Origin of the sequence: Streptomyces sp. NPDC012510 (assembly GCF_042955065.1) — a bacterium.
In the GTDB taxonomy this organism is placed as follows: Bacteria; Actinomycetota; Actinomycetes; order Streptomycetales; family Streptomycetaceae; genus Streptomyces.
This window is the reverse complement of record NZ_JBIBEN010000002.1, coordinates 325,389-340,549: the sequence shown is the minus strand read 5'-3', so window position 1 is coordinate 340,549 and position 15,161 is coordinate 325,389. Positions and strand designations below refer to the sequence as shown.

Genomic DNA, 15,161 nt, shown 5'->3' with positions numbered 1-15,161 from the left:
CGTACCGCGTTCCGGTGGCCCCGGACGCTTTCGGCCTACAACAGGTGGTCCGCCTTGCCCGCCTTGATGTCCAGAATGAGGGTGCGGAGGGCTTCGCGGGTGTCGGTGAGGGGGGTGTCCTCCTGGCCGGCGACGGCGATGTAGGCGTTGCCATGGGGGTCGGTGCCTATCCGGAAGCAGTTGTTGCCTTCGGCGCAGAAGGGCTCTTCCCAGGTGATATCGGTTCTCACGGGCCGTTCCTCAGAGTTGGCGGGCGATGTCGTGCATGAAGTCGCGTGAGGCTTGCTGGTCCAGCGATTTGGCGTGCCACCAGTCCATGTGGGCACGGTACTTGGCGAGTTGCGCATCGGCGTGAGTGAACTCTCCGCCATGCGCGGAGTCCAGCTGGACGGTGTCCAGTTGGGGGACAACACCGTGGGCGTACAGGACCGCGTGTCCCGCGCCCGGGAAGGCGCCGACGTCGGTTGTGAGGACGCGGATATCGACATTCTCCCTCTCGGACATCTCGCACAGATGCTGAAGTTGCTCGCGGGTTGTGCGTCGTCCTCCGAACTGCATGCGGAGGGCCCATTCGTGGACGTACGCGATGTAGTGGAGGGCGTTGTCACGCTCCAGGACCTGCTGCCGCTGCATGCGTTGGGCGACTCGTAGTTCGACTTCGGACTTGGGGAGCGGAGGCAAGGCCGCGTCGAAGATGGCGCGGGCGTATCCGCTCAACTGGAGCAATCCGGGGACATGCACCGTCTGGAGGGTGCGCAGTCGGGTGGCGAACCACTCCAACTCGGCAACATCCAGCAGGGGTTGTGGGAGGGTTCCCCGATACTGCTCCCACCATCCGCGTTTGCCTGAGTCGGCCATGGCAACGAGGGCCTCGACGTAGGCGTGGTCGGCGCAGTCGTAGTTGCTGGCGAGGATGCGGATGCGTTCGGCCGAGGTGGCGCGGACGCCGGTCTCCATGTTGGACACCTTTGTTCGGTCCAGGCCCAGCAACCCGGCGGCGTACTCAGTGGTTCGGCCTGCCGCGAGCCGCATGCTCCGCAACTCGGCTCCCAGGCGCCGCTGGCGCTCACTTGGTGTGGGACGTGTCGGCATTGGCACCTTCCTGCTTACTCGGTCGAACTCAGTCTGCCCTCAGTGGGGCGCACGGGTCCAACTTGGGGAGGCAATGTTGAAGTTCATGTGGCACGTGTGTCAAATATTCCTCTACCGTCGGTAATGGATCGATCGCAGATCCGTTACGGCCCCCGGCAGTGCATAGGGCGTGTCCGCCCGCGTTCTCCTCTCCTGGGAGGGGTGGGCTCGCGTCAGGGAGACAGGCCACCGGTACGGGTCTAGCGGGCGATGGAGCCGTCCAGGAGAAGACCTTCGTGCTTGCTCAATCCCCCTAATCGATAAAGGAGTTGCTGTGCAGTTCGAAGCCGCATCCAGTCCTTCCCTCACCTCGCGGCCGAGTTTCGACCCGTCGCCCGCGCCCTCAGGAGTCTGCCTGTTCCCGACCCTCGCTCCCGCCGAACTCCCCTTCATCGAGCCCCTCCCTGAGTCGCTGTCCTGCAGCTTCACCCTCCCGGCCGCCTCGCACAGTCCCGGCATTGTCCGTGCCGCCACGCGAGCGATCCTCCGGGTGCACGGGCTGGCGGAGGTGGCGGACGTGGTGGTGCAGGTGGCGAGTGAACTGACCGCATGTGCCTGCCGGTTCTCACCGTCCGCTCAGGTGTACGTGTCGCTGCGCTACCGGGAGGGAGCGATGCGCGTCACCCTCTACGACGACCACCCGCGGCATGCCAACACGCGTCTGGAGGCGGCCTGTCAGTCGTCCCGAGGGGTGACGCTGCGGGTGTTGGACCAGGTGGTGCGGGCCTGCGACGGGGAGTGGGGGATCGGCGGTGGCCTGGAGCAGGACATGGGCACCCGGATGTGGGCGGTGCTGCCGTGCGAGGGCGCTCGCGCCTACGGGTGCGCGCCAGGACCAGGTGACTGCCAGTGACTGGCAGCCGGTGACTCCGCCACTCGGCACCGACTCGGACGAGGCGTTGTGAGTCATGTGCGTGTCGAGCTCGGACACAGCGTAATCACGCCAAGCCCCCGACTTCGCATATGCCCGCTTCCGACCCCGGTCCAGCGTCGGTAAACTGCGCGCACGAGCGGTCAGGGCGGCGTGGCCCCATGTGGCCCTGTTAATCAGAGGGGGCCAACATGCGTTCCGACCGGCACCCCTTACGTACCCCCTGCCGGCACGTCCGCCGTGATCGGCGAAACGGGGGGACGCGTATGAGTGCACTCGGTCACCGCATCAGACACGAGCGGCAGATCCGCTCCTTACGCCGTGAGTACGCACGGCTTCGTTCCTCCGCGACGGCCATGGATGAACCCGCCAATGTCCTGCTCCGGGACGGGCTGGCCGTGCTCCCCGAGTTCTTCGACACGGCCCAGGTCGACGTGATGAGAGCGGCTGCCCCTTCCGTAGAGGAATGCAGGCTGTCGCCCGAGGGCACACTGACCCGGTTCTATTCCGACGCGGCGAGCATCCCGGAACTGAGCCCGTTCTTCGCCTGCGACCTCGTCACCGACACCATGCGAACGGTCCTCGGCCACACAGCGGTCATGCACCGATCGACCGTGCAGTACCGCACAGTCGAAGGCCACACCGGAGCCTTCGAGCACTTCTTCCACATCGACTCCTGGCGCCCCCGCTACAAGGCGTTCCTTTACCTCGTCGACGTGACAGAGGACAACGGTCCCTTCACCTACATTCCGCGAACACATTTCGGGGCCTGGCGCAGGCGCTTCGACCGCGACATCGCACGCGTTTTCCAAGCCGGGGTGGACGGATACATCCATGACGAAGCCTCTGCCTACGTCGGCTGCCTCTGGCCCCATGAACAGGCGGACCTCTGCGCCCGGTTGCGCACCGAACCGCGCACCGTCACCGGAAAGGCCGGAACGCTGATTCTCTTCGACGCCAGGGGCCTGCACCGGATCCGTCCTCTGGTGCACGCCCCCCGGATCATTCTCTCCAGCTACTGGGTCCGTGAAGGGCAGCACACATGACCGAACCCTTGGCAGACGGACTCGTCCTGGCTGGTGAACTGGACATCCCCGTACACGATTTCACGCCGTCCGGCCCGGCACGTGGTCGCTCCGTCTACCTTCAGGGGCAGCTGCACGCCAACGAGAGCGCCGCCATGCTGGTCCTGCACGACCTGGTCCGCAGGCTGCGGTCGAGACTCCCCGCCAACCAGGTGCGCGTGGTACCCAATGCCAATCCCGTCGGCTGGACCCGTTACCTGACGTCCGGCGCCACCGGCCAGGGGCGTATCTCCGCCAACGGCACGAACTGGAACCGCATGTTCACCGACCCGCGTCGGCAAGGTGGCAGCACCGTCGACGCCTTCCTCGCGACGACTCTGTGGCGGCTTTCCGACACCTACGACGTCATCATCGACGTCCATACGCCTGAGTTCGGCTGGCCACACCTCTACGCCACCTCGGTGGACCGTCGCCTCGCCACGCTGGACGACATTCCGCACGTCCTGTACGGGGACCCGGCATCAGGGCCCTTCGACGAGTGCCATGTGCGCTTGCGCGCTGACGGAGCCGGGGCCGTACGGGTAGCGGTCACAGTGGAGATCCCCAGCCATGAACTGCCGACCGAGGCACTGGTGTCCCACTGGTCGGACCGGCTACTTCGTGAAATCGACGCACAGTCGGAATGCGAAGAGGCCACGGGCGCGCCGGAATTCTCGGGCACCATGACCGATCTGACGCCCAGCATCTCAGGAGCCGTCGTCCTTCACTGCCGACCGGGCGAACCACTGGCGGCCGGCTTGCCCGTGCTGACGGTTCGCGGGAGGAAGGGCGAGGAAGAAACCTTGCTCGCTCCCTCGGACTGCGTCCCCGTGTGCTTTCGCAGGGCGACCGTTGTGGAGGCTGGATACTGGGCCTGCAGAGCGATTTCCCTCCACTGAAAACCATCGAAAAAACCAGCGAACAACAGGAAGTAACACATGCGTGCAGCGGTGGCGATCGAAAGCCTGAAGGACAATCCGTATTTCGCCGAGAAAGTCAAGGGGATCGCGCACGAGGTGAACTATCTGCCCACGCGGCCCGACCACGACCAGCTGCAACTGCTCCTCGGTGAGTACGACCTGCTGATCATCGGCGCCCGTGAGCGGATCACCGGGGACATGGTGAGGCAGGGCCCGGTACGAGCCAGTGTCGTCGGGACCCTCTCCGTCGGCACGGACCACCTTGACCTGCCCGCCCTCGCCGAGTCGGGCATCCACGTGGAACGCTGCCCGACCGCCAATGTCCAGTCCGTGGCCGAACACGCACTCACTCTGCTCCTCGCCTTGTCCAAGCATCTGAAGTGGGGCGACCGGCTCGCCGCCGACGGCAGACCGCGCACCGAGTTGCCGTCGCTTCCCTTCGAGGTGAGCGGCAAGACCCTCGGGCTGATCGGCTACGGGAACATCGGAAGCACTCTGGGAACTCTGGCGTCCGCCGTCGGAATGCAGGTTGTCGCCACCAGTCGCAGCAGGCAGTCCGGAGCCGACGGGAACGTGCGGTTCGGAACCCTGCGGGACGTGCTTGAGGAGAGCCACCTGTTGTCGGTCAGTGTGCCGCTGACCGACGAGACCCGTGCGTTCCTCAACGCCGACACTCTTGCCGATGTGCGGCCGGGTGCGGTGCTCGTCAACACGTCACGGGCCGAGGTCGTGGACGAACAGGCCGTCCGTGACGCCCTCGACAGCGGGCGTCTCGCGGCGTACGGCGGAGACTACGAGCACGCTGCACCTGACCTGGTGGAACGGCCCAACGTGATCGTCACTCCCCATGTGGCGGGCCTGACGGTCGAGTCCAACGACCGTCTCGACAACGAACTGATCGACAGACTCGTGGCACACCTGAAGGGGTAAGCATGCTCACCGCGCTTCCGGTCAGCGACACCGCCAACGACTGGATCGGGCTCATCGCGAATCTGATCGGTATCGGCGGCGTCGTCGTCTCCGTCATCATCCTGCTGCGCGTCCAGCGCATCAGTACGGCCAGAAAGGACGAACGGGAACTCGTCTCCAAAGCGCTGCGACTGCGCGACCTGAACTCGTCGCTCACCGCCGATGCCGAGACACTGGACGGAAGCGCCACACCCCGGCAACAGGAACTCGTCAAATCCGACCTGCTGAAACTGAGCGCGGAACTCGAGGCCGCCACCCGCATACTCGTCCCCGGGACCACTGACGGCCCCGGCCTCACGGGAACCCAGCTCTACCGCGACGGCTACTGGACCGATGCCTTCGCGAGCGACGCCGTCAAACGCGTGAGCAGGCGCCTGTGCATCGTCACCTGGCGCAATTCACGCGTCCTCAATGTCGGCTTGCTGGAGGACATCTTCCGTCAGCTCAAAAAGCACCCGCGCCTGGTGGTCGAGGTCTTCGCCGTCGCCTGCGACGCCAACGACGAGACATACCTGAGCATGTCCAAGATGCTCACCCTGGGCAGCCCGGATGTCATGCGGCGCGAGCAGCAGCACTACCGCGACGTGCTGACCGACATCTGCCGTGACCGGGTCACCGAGGGATCTCTGCAGCCGGACGTCGTGGACCGGTTCCGGTACTTCGAGACCCGCGTCGGCCCGGTCATGCACTGCATCGTCGCCGACGATGACGCCTACTGGGGAATCAACTTCTTCATGAACCCGGGTTCTGGAGCCACTGAGCTTCTCAACCGGGCCTATATCACCTCAAGTTGTCGCAGCGAATTCGGAAGGAAGGTGCTTGAGCAGGTCGACATCATGCGCGACATGGAGTCGACGAGCAGGTACGCCCTCAACTGAACGCCTCCGGGAGCACACGCCATGCACATCGACCTGGTCTTCCCTCCCGCTCACGACCCCGCGATGCCGCACTCCGCGCTGCCCTTGCTCAAGGCGTACGTGGAACGCAACTCGGGACATACGGTCACCTGCCACGACGCCAATCAGCGCTTCTTCACCGACCTCATGCGGAACGGGACAGACGGTGACCTGGAAACCCACCGCGAGGACTACTCCCGCATGGACCAGGTCGTACCTGCCGTGCTGTCCGCGCTGCGCTTCGACTCCTGGATGAAGGATGCCTTCGCGCAGTGGGGCGCCCAGCACGAGGGGTACGGCATCTCCCTGCGAGGCCTGCGGACACCGTACGACCGCAGAGAACCGGAGTCCGTACGAGGGTTCGCCACTGCTGACCGGACTCCCTTCGACACGCTCTACTCCGAACTGCTGCGGCGGGTCGGTCCGGTCGTGGGCATCAATCTGAGTGTGGAGGACCAGATCCTTCCCGCTTTCCGGCTCGCCTGGTGGATCAGACGCGCCCACGGGACCGCCTCCCGCATCATCTGGGGCGGTTCCCTACTGGCGCGGATCCACCCGGTGGTCGCCGCCGAGCTGGAGGAGTTCTGGGACCACCTGGTCATCCGGGAAGGTGAGATACCACTGCTGTCCCTGCTGCAGTCACTGGAGAGCGGAGAGTCCCCGTCGGCAGACGAGGATCGAGTTGTCTCCAGGACGACGACTCGGCGGGGCCGTCGCGGCATCCTCCAGCCGTTCACCAGCCGCAACGTCACGCCGATCGCACAGACGGGCTCAGCGGACTTCACCGACTATCCGGTGAGGAGCTACCTCAACCTCACTCCGATGCTGCCAGTCCTGGCGAGCCGGAAGTGCTACTGGGGGAAGTGCAACTTCTGCACGATCCATGAATCCTGGGACCCGCTTGCCCGGCAGCGCTCCGCTCAGAGCGTTGCCGAGGACATTGCCGCGCTGTCCGCCGCACATGGAATCAGGCACGTCCGGTTCGTGGACGAGGCCATGCCCCCGGACCTGCTCGACGAACTCCTTCCACTCATCGACCCGCACCGGATCGCCTTCGAGATCTACGCCATCGCGGAACGCCGCTTCCGGGACGCCGACTTTGTGAGCCGCCTCGGGCGGGCCCGCTGTCGGCAGGCCTACTTCGGCCTTGAGTCAGTGGACGAAGCTGCGCTCGTCGCGCTCGGCAAGAAGATCAACCAGCACCGCCACTACGGGGACATCTTCGGGAGCTGCGCCGCGGCAGGCATCCACGTCTACACGTACACGCTCTTCGGTTTCCCCGGATCGTCCGACCTCGCGGAGCAGCGAACGGTGGATTACCTCATTCGCGAGCCCTCCATTCAGTCCGCGACCATCTCCAGTTTCATCCCGGTCACGGGCTCCCCGTTCGCCCTCGACAATGAGGGCTACCTGGACCACAACCTGCGCATGACAGAGGATTTCGAGGACGTGACCATCGGCCTTACCAGGGAGGATCTGACGCAGAAGGCCAACAGCATCGCGGCGGCCGCCGTTGACGCGGTCTATGCTGCTCGACCCGATCTGGCGCTCACGGCCCTGCTCAACGACGAGATCCGGTTCAGTCTCTCGGACCGTTTCGGGTCGGATTTCGCCGCTGCCGCAGTCTCCTCGGGACGCCTGGACCTCGATTCCCTGATTCGAGCGGGCGACGAAGCGATGAAGCAGGAACGGATCTCCAGAGCTCTCGAAGCGTGACAGGGCCGTTCTTCGAGCGGCCACGCTGCCCGCCTGCTCTCCACGTGACGAGCGTTACGCCCTCGCCTCTCTGGACGAGCGTTCGTACTCGCCGGTACGGTTCTGTCTGAGCAAGCGCTTAGCCATGTGTGGCGGGGTGCTTGGGCACATCCGAAGGTACTCAGGAGGTGGCGGCGGTGCGCCGTACGGTTTTCAACGAGGATCACGAGGCGTTCCGGGAGACCCTGCGTGCCTTCATCGAGGCCGAGGTCGTGCCCGTGTACGACGAGTGGTTCGCCGCCGGTCAGGTGCCGCGCGAGTTCTACTACAAACTGGCCGAGCTGGGTCTGTTCGGTATCAACGTGCCGGAGGAGTTCGGCGGCGCCGGCATCGACTCGTACAAGTTCGAGGCCGTGATGTACGAGGAGACGTCCCGCGCGGGCGTCCACTTCGGCGGCTCCGGTGTGCACGTGCTGCTCGGTCTGCCGTACATCAAGATGCTGGCCACGGACGAGCAGAAGAAGCGGTTCCTGCCCAAGTTCGTCTCCGGCGAGGAGATGTGGGCGCTGGCCATGACCGAGCCGGGCACCGGGTCCGACCTCGCGGGCATGAAGACCACCGCCAAGCTGAGCGAGGACGGCACGCACTACGTCCTCAACGGCTCCAAGACCTTCATCACCGGTGGTGTGCACGCCGACCGTGTCATCGTCTGCGCCCGCACCGACGCCCCCAGCGCCGAGGACCGCCGCCACGGCATCTCCCTCTTCGCCGTCGACACCAGGTCCGAGGGCTACTCGATAGGCCGCAAGCTCGACAAGCTGGGCCTGCGCACCTCCGACACCGCCGAGCTGGCCTTCATCGACGTCAAGGTCCCCGTCGAGGACCTGCTCGGCGAGGAGAACAAGGGCTTCTCCTACCTCGGCCACAACCTGGCGTCCGAGCGCTGGGGCATCGCCTTCGGCGCGTACGCGCAGGCCAAGGCCGCCGTCCGGTTCGCCAAGCAGTACGTCCAGGACCGCACCGTCTTCGGCAAGCCCGTCGCGTCCTTCCAGAACACCAAGTTCGAACTGGCCGCCTGCCAGGCCGAGGTGGACGCGGCCGAGGCCGTCGCCGACCGCGCACTGGAGGCCCTCGACGCCGGTGAGCTGACGCCCGCCGAGGCCGCCAGCGCCAAGCTGTTCTGCACCGAGGTCGCCCACCGCGTCATCGACCGCTGCCTGCAACTGCACGGCGGCTACGGCTTCATGAACGAGTACCCGATCGCCCGTCTGTACGCGGACAACCGCGTCAACCGCATCTACGGCGGCACCAGCGAGATCATGAAGTCGATCATCGCCAAGAACATGGGTCTGTAAGGTTCCGGAAACCACCGACCGGTAGAACCGGCCCCATGAGTCAGGCACCCCTGCGGTCCCTCCTCGATCTGCTCGACCTGGAGCAGATCGAGGAGGACATCTTCCGCGGCCAGTCCCGCCCGTCCATCGTCCCGAGGGTCTTCGGCGGGCAGGTCGCGGCCCAGGCGCTCGTCGCCGCCGGGCGGACGGTCCCCGAGGACCGGCTGCCCCACTCCCTCCACGCGTACTTCCTGCGCATCGGGGACGCCGGCGCGCCCATCGTCTACACCGTCGAGCGAATGAACGACGGCCGCTCCTTCACCGCGCGGCGCGTCGTCGCCGTCCAGCACGGCAAGCCGATCTTCGCCCTGTCCGCGTCGTTCCAGCGGTACGAGGAAGGCCTCGACCACCAAACCCCGATGCCCGCCGCACCGGACCCCGAGACCCTTCCCACCGCCGAGGAACGCCTCCCGGCGTACGGCCTCGACCGGGCCGTCGTGGAGAAGATGCTGGAGGCACGGGCCGCCGTCGACCTGCGCCACGTCGACGACCCGCCATTCGGCCGCTACGGCGAACCCCGCGAACCGCGCTCGCAGGTCTGGTTCCGCGCCAACGGCAAACTCGACGACGACCCGCTCCTGCACGTCGTCCTCGCCACCTACGTCTCCGACATGACGCTCCTCGACTCCGTGCTGCTCGCGCACGGGCGCGGCGGCTGGGCCGTCGGTGACGTCGTCGGCGCCTCGCTCGACCACGCCATGTGGTTCCACCGGCCCTTCCGCGCCGACGAATGGCTCCTGTACGACCAGGAGTCACCGTCGGCGGCGGCCGGCCGTGGCCTCGGCCAGGGCCGGATCTACACCCAGGACGGCCGCCTGGCGATCTCCGTGATCCAGGAGGGCGTCGTCCGCGTACCCCGGCCTACGACGCCTCGCTGAGGCCCGCCTGCTCCAGCAGGTACGCCGACATCGGGTCGTAGTAGCGCGGGCTGACCACATGGTCGTCCAGCGGGACCACGACCTGGAGGGTGCCCTCGGACTCGCCCAGGAAGAGTGCCGGGTCGTTGGAGTCCGCGTAGCCGACGGAGTCGATGCCGAGCTGGCCCGCGCAGCCCGCCCAGCCGTGGTCGGCGACGACCAGGTCGGGCAGCGGGCGGCCGGCGCCCTCCAGGCCCCGGAGGATGGCGCGCATCGGCTCGGGCGAGTGCGTGTGCCAGAGGGTGGCGCCGTGTTCGAGGACGGCCACGTCCGCGAACTGCATCACGTACCCCTCCTCCGTCTGCAGACCGTCCGGGATGACGACGATCTCGCAGCCGGCCGCGCGCAGCGCCCGCGCGGTCTCGTTGTGCACCTGCAGCAGCCCACCGGGGTGGCCGGTGGCCAGCAGCACGCGCTGCCCGCCCTCCGCCGCCTTGCGCAGCCGGGCCGCCATGCGCTCCAACGCGTCGACCGTCAGATCCGGGTCGATCGTGTCCTGGCCGTAGCGGTGTCCCGGGTCGTCGTTCACGCCGACGCGCTCCGCCATCACGGCCAGCACGTCCTGCTCGTCGCTCCAGCGGTCCCCGAGCTCCAGGCCGAGCCAGTAGTGGCGGTTGCCGTTGGCCAGTTCGCGGTAGTGGGAGAGGTTGTTCTCGCGCGGCGTGGCGACGTCGCCCGCGATACGCGTTCTGACGAGGTGCTCGACGAGCTCGGCTCGGCTGGGGGTCCCGGGTATCGGCATGGGTCCATTGTGAGGCAGACAACTGTGTCAGTCGCGGGCGTCCTGCCTGCTGCGACCTGCGTCACTCCGAACGTCACTCCGAACGGCGCGCCGACGTCACGCGGAACGGCGCGCCAAGACGAACGCGTCGATCGCGGCCACCCGTCGCGCGAGGTCACCGGCGGGGACATCGACGAGTTCGTAGCCGAACGCGCGGTACGTCTCCTCGTGGATGCGCTCGAACTCAAGCGACTGCCGGAAACTGATGCGGCGTGCGGACGTGGGCTCGCAGAACCCCAGGTTGCGGACGAAGAACACCTGCCGCGCGTAGACGTCCCGTGTGGTGATCCGCTCGATCTCGGCGGTCAGCGCGGGGGACGGCGGACGCCCCTGGTAGGCGGCGAGGGCGTAGGTGCACAGCGGAGAACGGTCGAACAGCAGGGCGGAACTCGTGGCGCCGGCCGCGGGCGGAGTCCGCCGGGCCGCCAACTGCCGGTGCCGCTGCAGCTCGACGACCTCGTCGATGAACGACTCCCGGTTCCACGGCTCGTCCTCGCCACGCGCCTGTGCCCGGGCGATGACGTCGGTGGCGGCCTCCTCGACGACCTCGTGACCGAGTTCGGCCAGAGCCCGCAGAATCGTCGTCTTGCCTGCCCCGGGAGTGCCGGTGAGTACGTATCCGCGCATGCCGCCAAGGCTATGGCGCGCGGCCGTTGGGCGGCATGAGAGCGCAGTCGTCGGGCGGCTTCGGGGCGCGGCCGTCGGGCGGCTTCGAAAGCGTGTCCGGACCTGTCTCGGCTCGCCAGTAGGATCATCTCCGGTAGTGCATATCGGAGCATATCTATGCAGGCGCGACGAAGCGTATGCAGGAAGAAGGCAGTACCCATGAGCAGCAACGAGACGTCCCGCGGCCCCGTGGACACCCCCCGCGGCCCGGTCGACTCCTCCCGTGTCCCGCGCTACGCCGGTCCCGCCACCTACGCCCGGCTGCCCCGCCTCGACGAGGTGGGCCGTGCGGATGTCGCGGTCGTGGGCGTGCCCTTCGACTCGGGTGTCTCGTACCGGCCGGGCGCCCGCTTCGGCGGCAACGCGATTCGTGAGGCGTCCCGGCTGCTGCGCCCCTACAACCCGGCCCAGGACGCCTCCCCCTTCGCCCTCGCCCAGGTCGCGGACGCCGGTGACATCGTGGCCAACCCGTTCGACATCAACGAGGCGGTGGAGGCGGTCGAGGCGGCGGCGGACGAGCTGCTGGGCACGGGGGCGCGGCTGATGACCCTCGGCGGCGACCACACCATCGCGCTCCCGCTGCTGCGGTCCGTGGCCAAGAAGCACGGCCCGGTGGCCCTGCTCCACTTCGACGCGCACCTCGACACCTGGGACACCTACTTCGGCGCCGAGTACACGCACGGCACCCCGTTCCGGCGGGCGGTGGAGGAGGGGATCCTGGACACCTCGGCCCTCTCCCATGTGGGCACGCGCGGCCCGCTGTACGGCAAGCAGGACCTCACCGACGACGAGAAGATGGGCTTCGGGATCGTCACCTCCGCCGACATCTACCGCCGGGGCGCGGACGAGGTGGCCGACCAGCTCCGGCAGCGCATCGGCGACCGGCCGCTCTACATCTCCATCGACATCGACTGCCTCGACCCGGCCCACGCGCCGGGCACGGGCACACCGGAGGCGGGCGGCATGACCTCCCGCGAGCTGCTGGAGATCCTGCGCGGTCTGGCCTCCTGCAACCTGGTCTCCGCCGACGTCGTCGAGGTGGCGCCCGCGTACGATCACGCCGAGATCACCGCGGTGGCCGCGTCGCACACGGCGTACGAACTCACCACGATCATGTCCCGTCAGATCGCGCGGGAGAAGCAGCAGAAACAGCAGAAGCAGCTGAAGCAGGAGAAGCAGGAGGAGGCGGCGAAGTGACCCACGACCATGACCTGGTACTCCGCCCGACGGCCGCCCAGACGGAGGCCGCGCTGAACCCTCCGCCCGGCCGCAACGGCGGGGACCTGGTCGTGGAGACGCTGGCCGGGCTCGGCGCGACCACGGTGTTCGGGCTGCCCGGCCAGCACGCTCTCGGCGTGTTCGACGCGCTACGCCGCTCGGACCTGCGGTACATCGGCCTGCGGGTGGAGAACAACGCGGGCTTCGCGGCGGACGCGTACGGCCGGATCACGGGTGAGGCGGCCCCGCTGTTCCTGTCCACGGGCCCCGGCGCGCTGACCTCCCTGGCCGCGCTCCAGGAAGCGGCGGCCGCCTCGGCACCCGTGCTGGCGATCTGCGGTCAGATCCCGACGGCCGGCCTGGGCGGCGGACGCCACGGCCATCTGCACGAACTCCCCGACCAGGCGGCATCCTTCCGGGGTGTGGTCAAGTGTGTACACACCGTCCGTACGCAGTCCCAGATCCCCTCCGCGATCGCCGCCGCCTGGCAGTCCGCGCTGACCGCCCCGCACGGACCGGTGTGGGTGGAGATCCCGCAGGACGTGCTGCTGGCGGAGACGTCCCTGCCGGTGGTGACCGGAGGTGACGCGTTCCCGGAGGAACTGCCGCCGCGCCCCGAACTGACGGCCGTGGCGGCCGACCTGCTGTCCCGCGCCGAACGCCCGGCGATCATCGCGGGCGGCGGGGTCGTACGGGCGGACGCGTCCGGCAAGCTGCGGCAGTTGGCGGAGCGGTTGTCCGCGCCGGTCGTCACGACGCCCGGCGGCAAGGGCGCGTTCCCGTGGACGCACCCGCTGTCGCTGCGGTCCTGGCTGGAGGACCGGCACACGACCGACTTCCTGGAGGACGCGGACGTCCTGCTCGTGGTGGGCTCGGGGCTCGGCGAACTCTCCTCGAACTACCACACGTTCAAGCCCCGGGGCCGGATGATCCAGATCGAGGCGGACCTGGGGAAGCTGGAGTCGAACCATCCGGCGCTGGGCATCCACGCGGACGCGCGCCTCGCGCTCCAGGCGCTGCTGGAGACGATCGAGAAGCCGAGGGAGGACGTGTCGGCGCCGGTCCGTGTCCGCGAGGTGCTGGACCGGGTGCGTGAGCGCATCGATGCCCAGGAACTCACCCTGGAGCAAGATGTGTTGGCGTCGATACGGAGTGCCCTGCCGCCCCGGGCGCCCTCCTTCTGGGACATGACGATCCTGGCGTACTGGGCCTGGTCGGCCTTCGACGCCCGGCACCCCAACACCATGCATTCCGCCCAGGGCGCGGGCGGCCTCGGCTACGCCTTCCCGGCCGCCCTCGGCGCCGCCGTGGCCGACCCGACGCAGCCGGTGCTCGCCGTCTCCGGTGACGGCGGGGCGCTGTACTCGATCGCGGAGCTGGCCACGGCCCGGCAGCACGACCTGAACGTCACCTGGCTGATCGTCGACGACGGCGGCTACGGCATCCTGCGCGAGTACATGACGGACGCGTTCGGCGAGACCACCGGCACGGAGCTGACCCGACCGGACTTCGTGGCCCTGGCCGAGTCGTTCGGGGTGCCGGGGGTGCGGACCGCCCCGCAGAGCCTGGAGCGGGACCTGGCCGAGGCGCTCGCCGCGCCAGGCCCGCGCGTGGTCGTCCTCCCGGCAGTGCTCCGGATGTTCGCGCCGACCCACCTGGGCTCGGACTGATACCCCGATCGGCTGGGCGCGACGACCTTCAATGGATATGTTCCGTGAGGCCACAGGCATCCCGGCCGGACCGCTGTCAGATGCGGCCATTACTCCGAGCCCGGAGAGGAGGACAGTTTGCTGCTACGGTTCCGCGTCGCGAACGTACGGTCCCTGCGAGACGAGCAGGAGCTGTCCTTCGTTGCGCCCGGCGACGAACACAGCGGGTCGGCGAATCCGGTGGATCTTGCGGACGGTGGATCCATCTCCGTACCGTTCGCGTGCCGATCGCTCCGGACGGGGACTGGGGCGATGACCGCCGGGCCCGTCTTCGGTGCTTCGGCGAGTCCTTGTGACGGCGGTTCGGGTGTGTGTCAGGGGCGGAGGCGGGAGGCCAGGCCCTCGAAGTAGCCGCGGTGTACGGCCGTGAGGTCCACCTCGTCTGGGTCCAGGAGCCAGAGGAGGTGGGCGCCTTCCAGGAAGGCGGTGACCTCGGTGGCCAGGAGCGCCGGGTCCAGGTCGGGGCGGGCCGAGCCGTCGGCCGCAGCGCGGGTGAAGAGGGCCGTCAGGTGGGCGCGGAGGGCGCGGCCCCGGTCGCGGAACCAGGTGTGCAGGGCGGTGCCGGGGGTCAGGTTCTCGGCCGTCAACGTGGTGTGGAGGGCGGTCAGTTCGCGTTCGGTGGCTGCCGTGTGCTCGGCGTCCCGTACGAACCAGTCGAAGGCCTCGTCGAGGGTGGGCTCCGAGGCCGGGGTGGCCGACAGGCGGGCCAGGGCGCGGCGGTCGGCCTCCTCCAGGACCGCCTGGACCAGGCCGTCCTTGCTGCCGAAGTGGTGGATGAGGGCGGAGGGGGTGACGCCGGCCTGCTCGGCGATCGCGGCGACGCCGGTGCCGCGCACCCCCTGTTGGGAGAAGAGCGTGATCGCGGCGTCCACCATCGCGCGACGGCGTTCCACGCCCCGCTTCTGCACCTGTCCCTTGACCCCGGCCATG

At 68.1% G+C, this 15,161-nt stretch carries 15 protein-coding genes; 10 read left to right on the top strand and 5 right to left on the bottom strand.

All coding sequences use genetic code 11. From position 1 onward, the window contains the following. Window positions 1-35 precede the first annotated feature (35 nt). Entirely contained in the window at window positions 36-230 is a 195-nt protein-coding gene (locus ACFY9I_RS04340) for a hypothetical protein (RefSeq protein WP_055539604.1), read from the bottom strand. Window positions 231-240: 10 nt separating this feature from the next. Further along, complete coding sequence (locus tag ACFY9I_RS04335) at window positions 241-1,092, bottom strand: Scr1 family TA system antitoxin-like transcriptional regulator (protein ID WP_390996459.1); 852 nt, start codon at window positions 1,090-1,092, stop codon at window positions 241-243. A gap of 313 nt (window positions 1,093-1,405) precedes the next feature. On the opposite strand from ACFY9I_RS04335, the gene ACFY9I_RS04330 reads away from it, so the two are divergent. The 8 genes from ACFY9I_RS04330 (at window position 1,406) to ACFY9I_RS04295 (ending at window position 9,818) form a co-directional block, all read left to right on the top strand. Beyond that, window positions 1,406-1,984 carry an ATP-binding protein gene (locus tag ACFY9I_RS04330; RefSeq protein ID WP_390996457.1) on the top strand — a complete coding sequence of 193 codons (579 nt, stop codon included), beginning with the start codon at window positions 1,406-1,408 and terminating at the stop codon, window positions 1,982-1,984. A 284-nt stretch (window positions 1,985-2,268) separates the two neighbouring features. After that, window positions 2,269-3,048: a phytanoyl-CoA dioxygenase family protein gene (locus tag ACFY9I_RS04325; RefSeq protein WP_390996455.1), complete on the top strand. Its 780-nt coding sequence runs from the start codon at window positions 2,269-2,271 to the stop codon at window positions 3,046-3,048. Further along, a complete protein-coding gene (locus ACFY9I_RS04320) occupies window positions 3,045-3,965 on the top strand; it encodes a succinylglutamate desuccinylase/aspartoacylase family protein (protein ID WP_390996453.1) in 921 nt (306 codons plus the stop codon). The genes ACFY9I_RS04325 and ACFY9I_RS04320 overlap by 4 nt, the downstream gene beginning before the upstream one ends. 39 nt (window positions 3,966-4,004) lie before the next feature. After that, a complete protein-coding gene (locus ACFY9I_RS04315; protein WP_390996451.1) occupies window positions 4,005-4,916 on the top strand; it encodes an NAD(P)-dependent oxidoreductase in 912 nt (303 codons plus the stop codon). 2 nt (window positions 4,917-4,918) lie between these two features. Then, a complete protein-coding gene (locus tag ACFY9I_RS04310) occupies window positions 4,919-5,833 on the top strand; it encodes a hypothetical protein (protein WP_390996448.1) in 915 nt (304 codons plus the stop codon). 21 nt (window positions 5,834-5,854) lie between these two features. Beyond that, window positions 5,855-7,567, top strand: a complete 1,713-nt coding sequence (locus ACFY9I_RS04305; protein WP_390996445.1) for a radical SAM protein — start codon at window positions 5,855-5,857, stop codon at window positions 7,565-7,567. A 176-nt stretch (window positions 7,568-7,743) separates the two neighbouring features. After that, a complete protein-coding gene (locus ACFY9I_RS04300) occupies window positions 7,744-8,901 on the top strand; it encodes an acyl-CoA dehydrogenase family protein (RefSeq protein WP_390996442.1) in 1,158 nt (385 codons plus the stop codon). A gap of 35 nt (window positions 8,902-8,936) precedes the next feature. Further along, window positions 8,937-9,818 carry an acyl-CoA thioesterase domain-containing protein gene (locus tag ACFY9I_RS04295; protein ID WP_390996439.1) on the top strand — a complete coding sequence of 294 codons (882 nt, stop codon included), beginning with the start codon at window positions 8,937-8,939 and terminating at the stop codon, window positions 9,816-9,818. Here the strand turns inward: ACFY9I_RS04295 and ACFY9I_RS04290 are convergent. Continuing rightward, window positions 9,802-10,599, bottom strand: coding sequence for a phosphatase (locus tag ACFY9I_RS04290; RefSeq protein WP_390996436.1), 798 nt, complete (start codon window positions 10,597-10,599; stop codon window positions 9,802-9,804). The genes ACFY9I_RS04295 and ACFY9I_RS04290 overlap by 17 nt on opposite strands. A gap of 96 nt (window positions 10,600-10,695) precedes the next feature. Continuing rightward, window positions 10,696-11,265: an AAA family ATPase gene (locus ACFY9I_RS04285; RefSeq protein WP_390996433.1), complete on the bottom strand. Its 570-nt coding sequence runs from the start codon at window positions 11,263-11,265 to the stop codon at window positions 10,696-10,698. Between the two features lie 198 nt (window positions 11,266-11,463). Between ACFY9I_RS04285 and speB the strand changes: the two genes are divergently transcribed. Together speB and ACFY9I_RS04275 are read left to right on the top strand one after the other, a co-directional pair. Beyond that, entirely contained in the window at window positions 11,464-12,501 is a 1,038-nt protein-coding gene (gene speB / locus ACFY9I_RS04280; protein WP_390996430.1) for an agmatinase, read from the top strand. Continuing rightward, the gene (locus tag ACFY9I_RS04275; protein WP_390996427.1) at window positions 12,498-14,192 is read left to right on the top strand and encodes a thiamine pyrophosphate-dependent enzyme; all 1,695 of its coding nucleotides are present in this window, start codon (window positions 12,498-12,500) and stop codon (window positions 14,190-14,192) included. Before speB ends, ACFY9I_RS04275 begins: the two co-directional genes overlap by 4 nt. Before the next feature lie 353 nt (window positions 14,193-14,545). Here the strand turns inward: ACFY9I_RS04275 and ACFY9I_RS04270 are convergent, their stop codons facing one another. After that, window positions 14,546-15,160, bottom strand: coding sequence for a TetR family transcriptional regulator (locus ACFY9I_RS04270; protein WP_390996424.1), 615 nt, complete (start codon window positions 15,158-15,160; stop codon window positions 14,546-14,548). Between the last annotated feature and the right edge of the window lies 1 nt (window position 15,161).

What these genes read in the sequence shown, in the direction of transcription:
- ACFY9I_RS04285 (WP_390996433.1), bottom strand. Translation starts at nt 11,265, where the DNA reads ATGCGCGGATACGTACTCACCGGCACTCCCGGGGCAGGCAAGACGACG.
- ACFY9I_RS04315 (WP_390996451.1), top strand. Translation starts at nt 4,005, where the DNA reads ATGCGTGCAGCGGTGGCGATCGAAAGCCTGAAGGACAATCCGTATTTC.
- speB (WP_390996430.1), top strand. Translation starts at nt 11,464, where the DNA reads ATGAGCAGCAACGAGACGTCCCGCGGCCCCGTGGACACCCCCCGCGGC.
- ACFY9I_RS04335 (WP_390996459.1), bottom strand. Translation starts at nt 1,092, where the DNA reads ATGCCGACACGTCCCACACCAAGTGAGCGCCAGCGGCGCCTGGGAGCC.
- ACFY9I_RS04295 (WP_390996439.1), top strand. Translation starts at nt 8,937, where the DNA reads ATGAGTCAGGCACCCCTGCGGTCCCTCCTCGATCTGCTCGACCTGGAG.
- ACFY9I_RS04320 (WP_390996453.1), top strand. Translation starts at nt 3,045, where the DNA reads ATGACCGAACCCTTGGCAGACGGACTCGTCCTGGCTGGTGAACTGGAC.
- ACFY9I_RS04290 (WP_390996436.1), bottom strand. Translation starts at nt 10,599, where the DNA reads ATGCCGATACCCGGGACCCCCAGCCGAGCCGAGCTCGTCGAGCACCTC.
- ACFY9I_RS04305 (WP_390996445.1), top strand. Translation starts at nt 5,855, where the DNA reads ATGCACATCGACCTGGTCTTCCCTCCCGCTCACGACCCCGCGATGCCG.
- ACFY9I_RS04310 (WP_390996448.1), top strand. Translation starts at nt 4,919, where the DNA reads ATGCTCACCGCGCTTCCGGTCAGCGACACCGCCAACGACTGGATCGGG.
- ACFY9I_RS04270 (WP_390996424.1), bottom strand. Translation starts at nt 15,160, where the DNA reads ATGGCCGGGGTCAAGGGACAGGTGCAGAAGCGGGGCGTGGAACGCCGT.
- ACFY9I_RS04325 (WP_390996455.1), top strand. Translation starts at nt 2,269, where the DNA reads ATGAGTGCACTCGGTCACCGCATCAGACACGAGCGGCAGATCCGCTCC.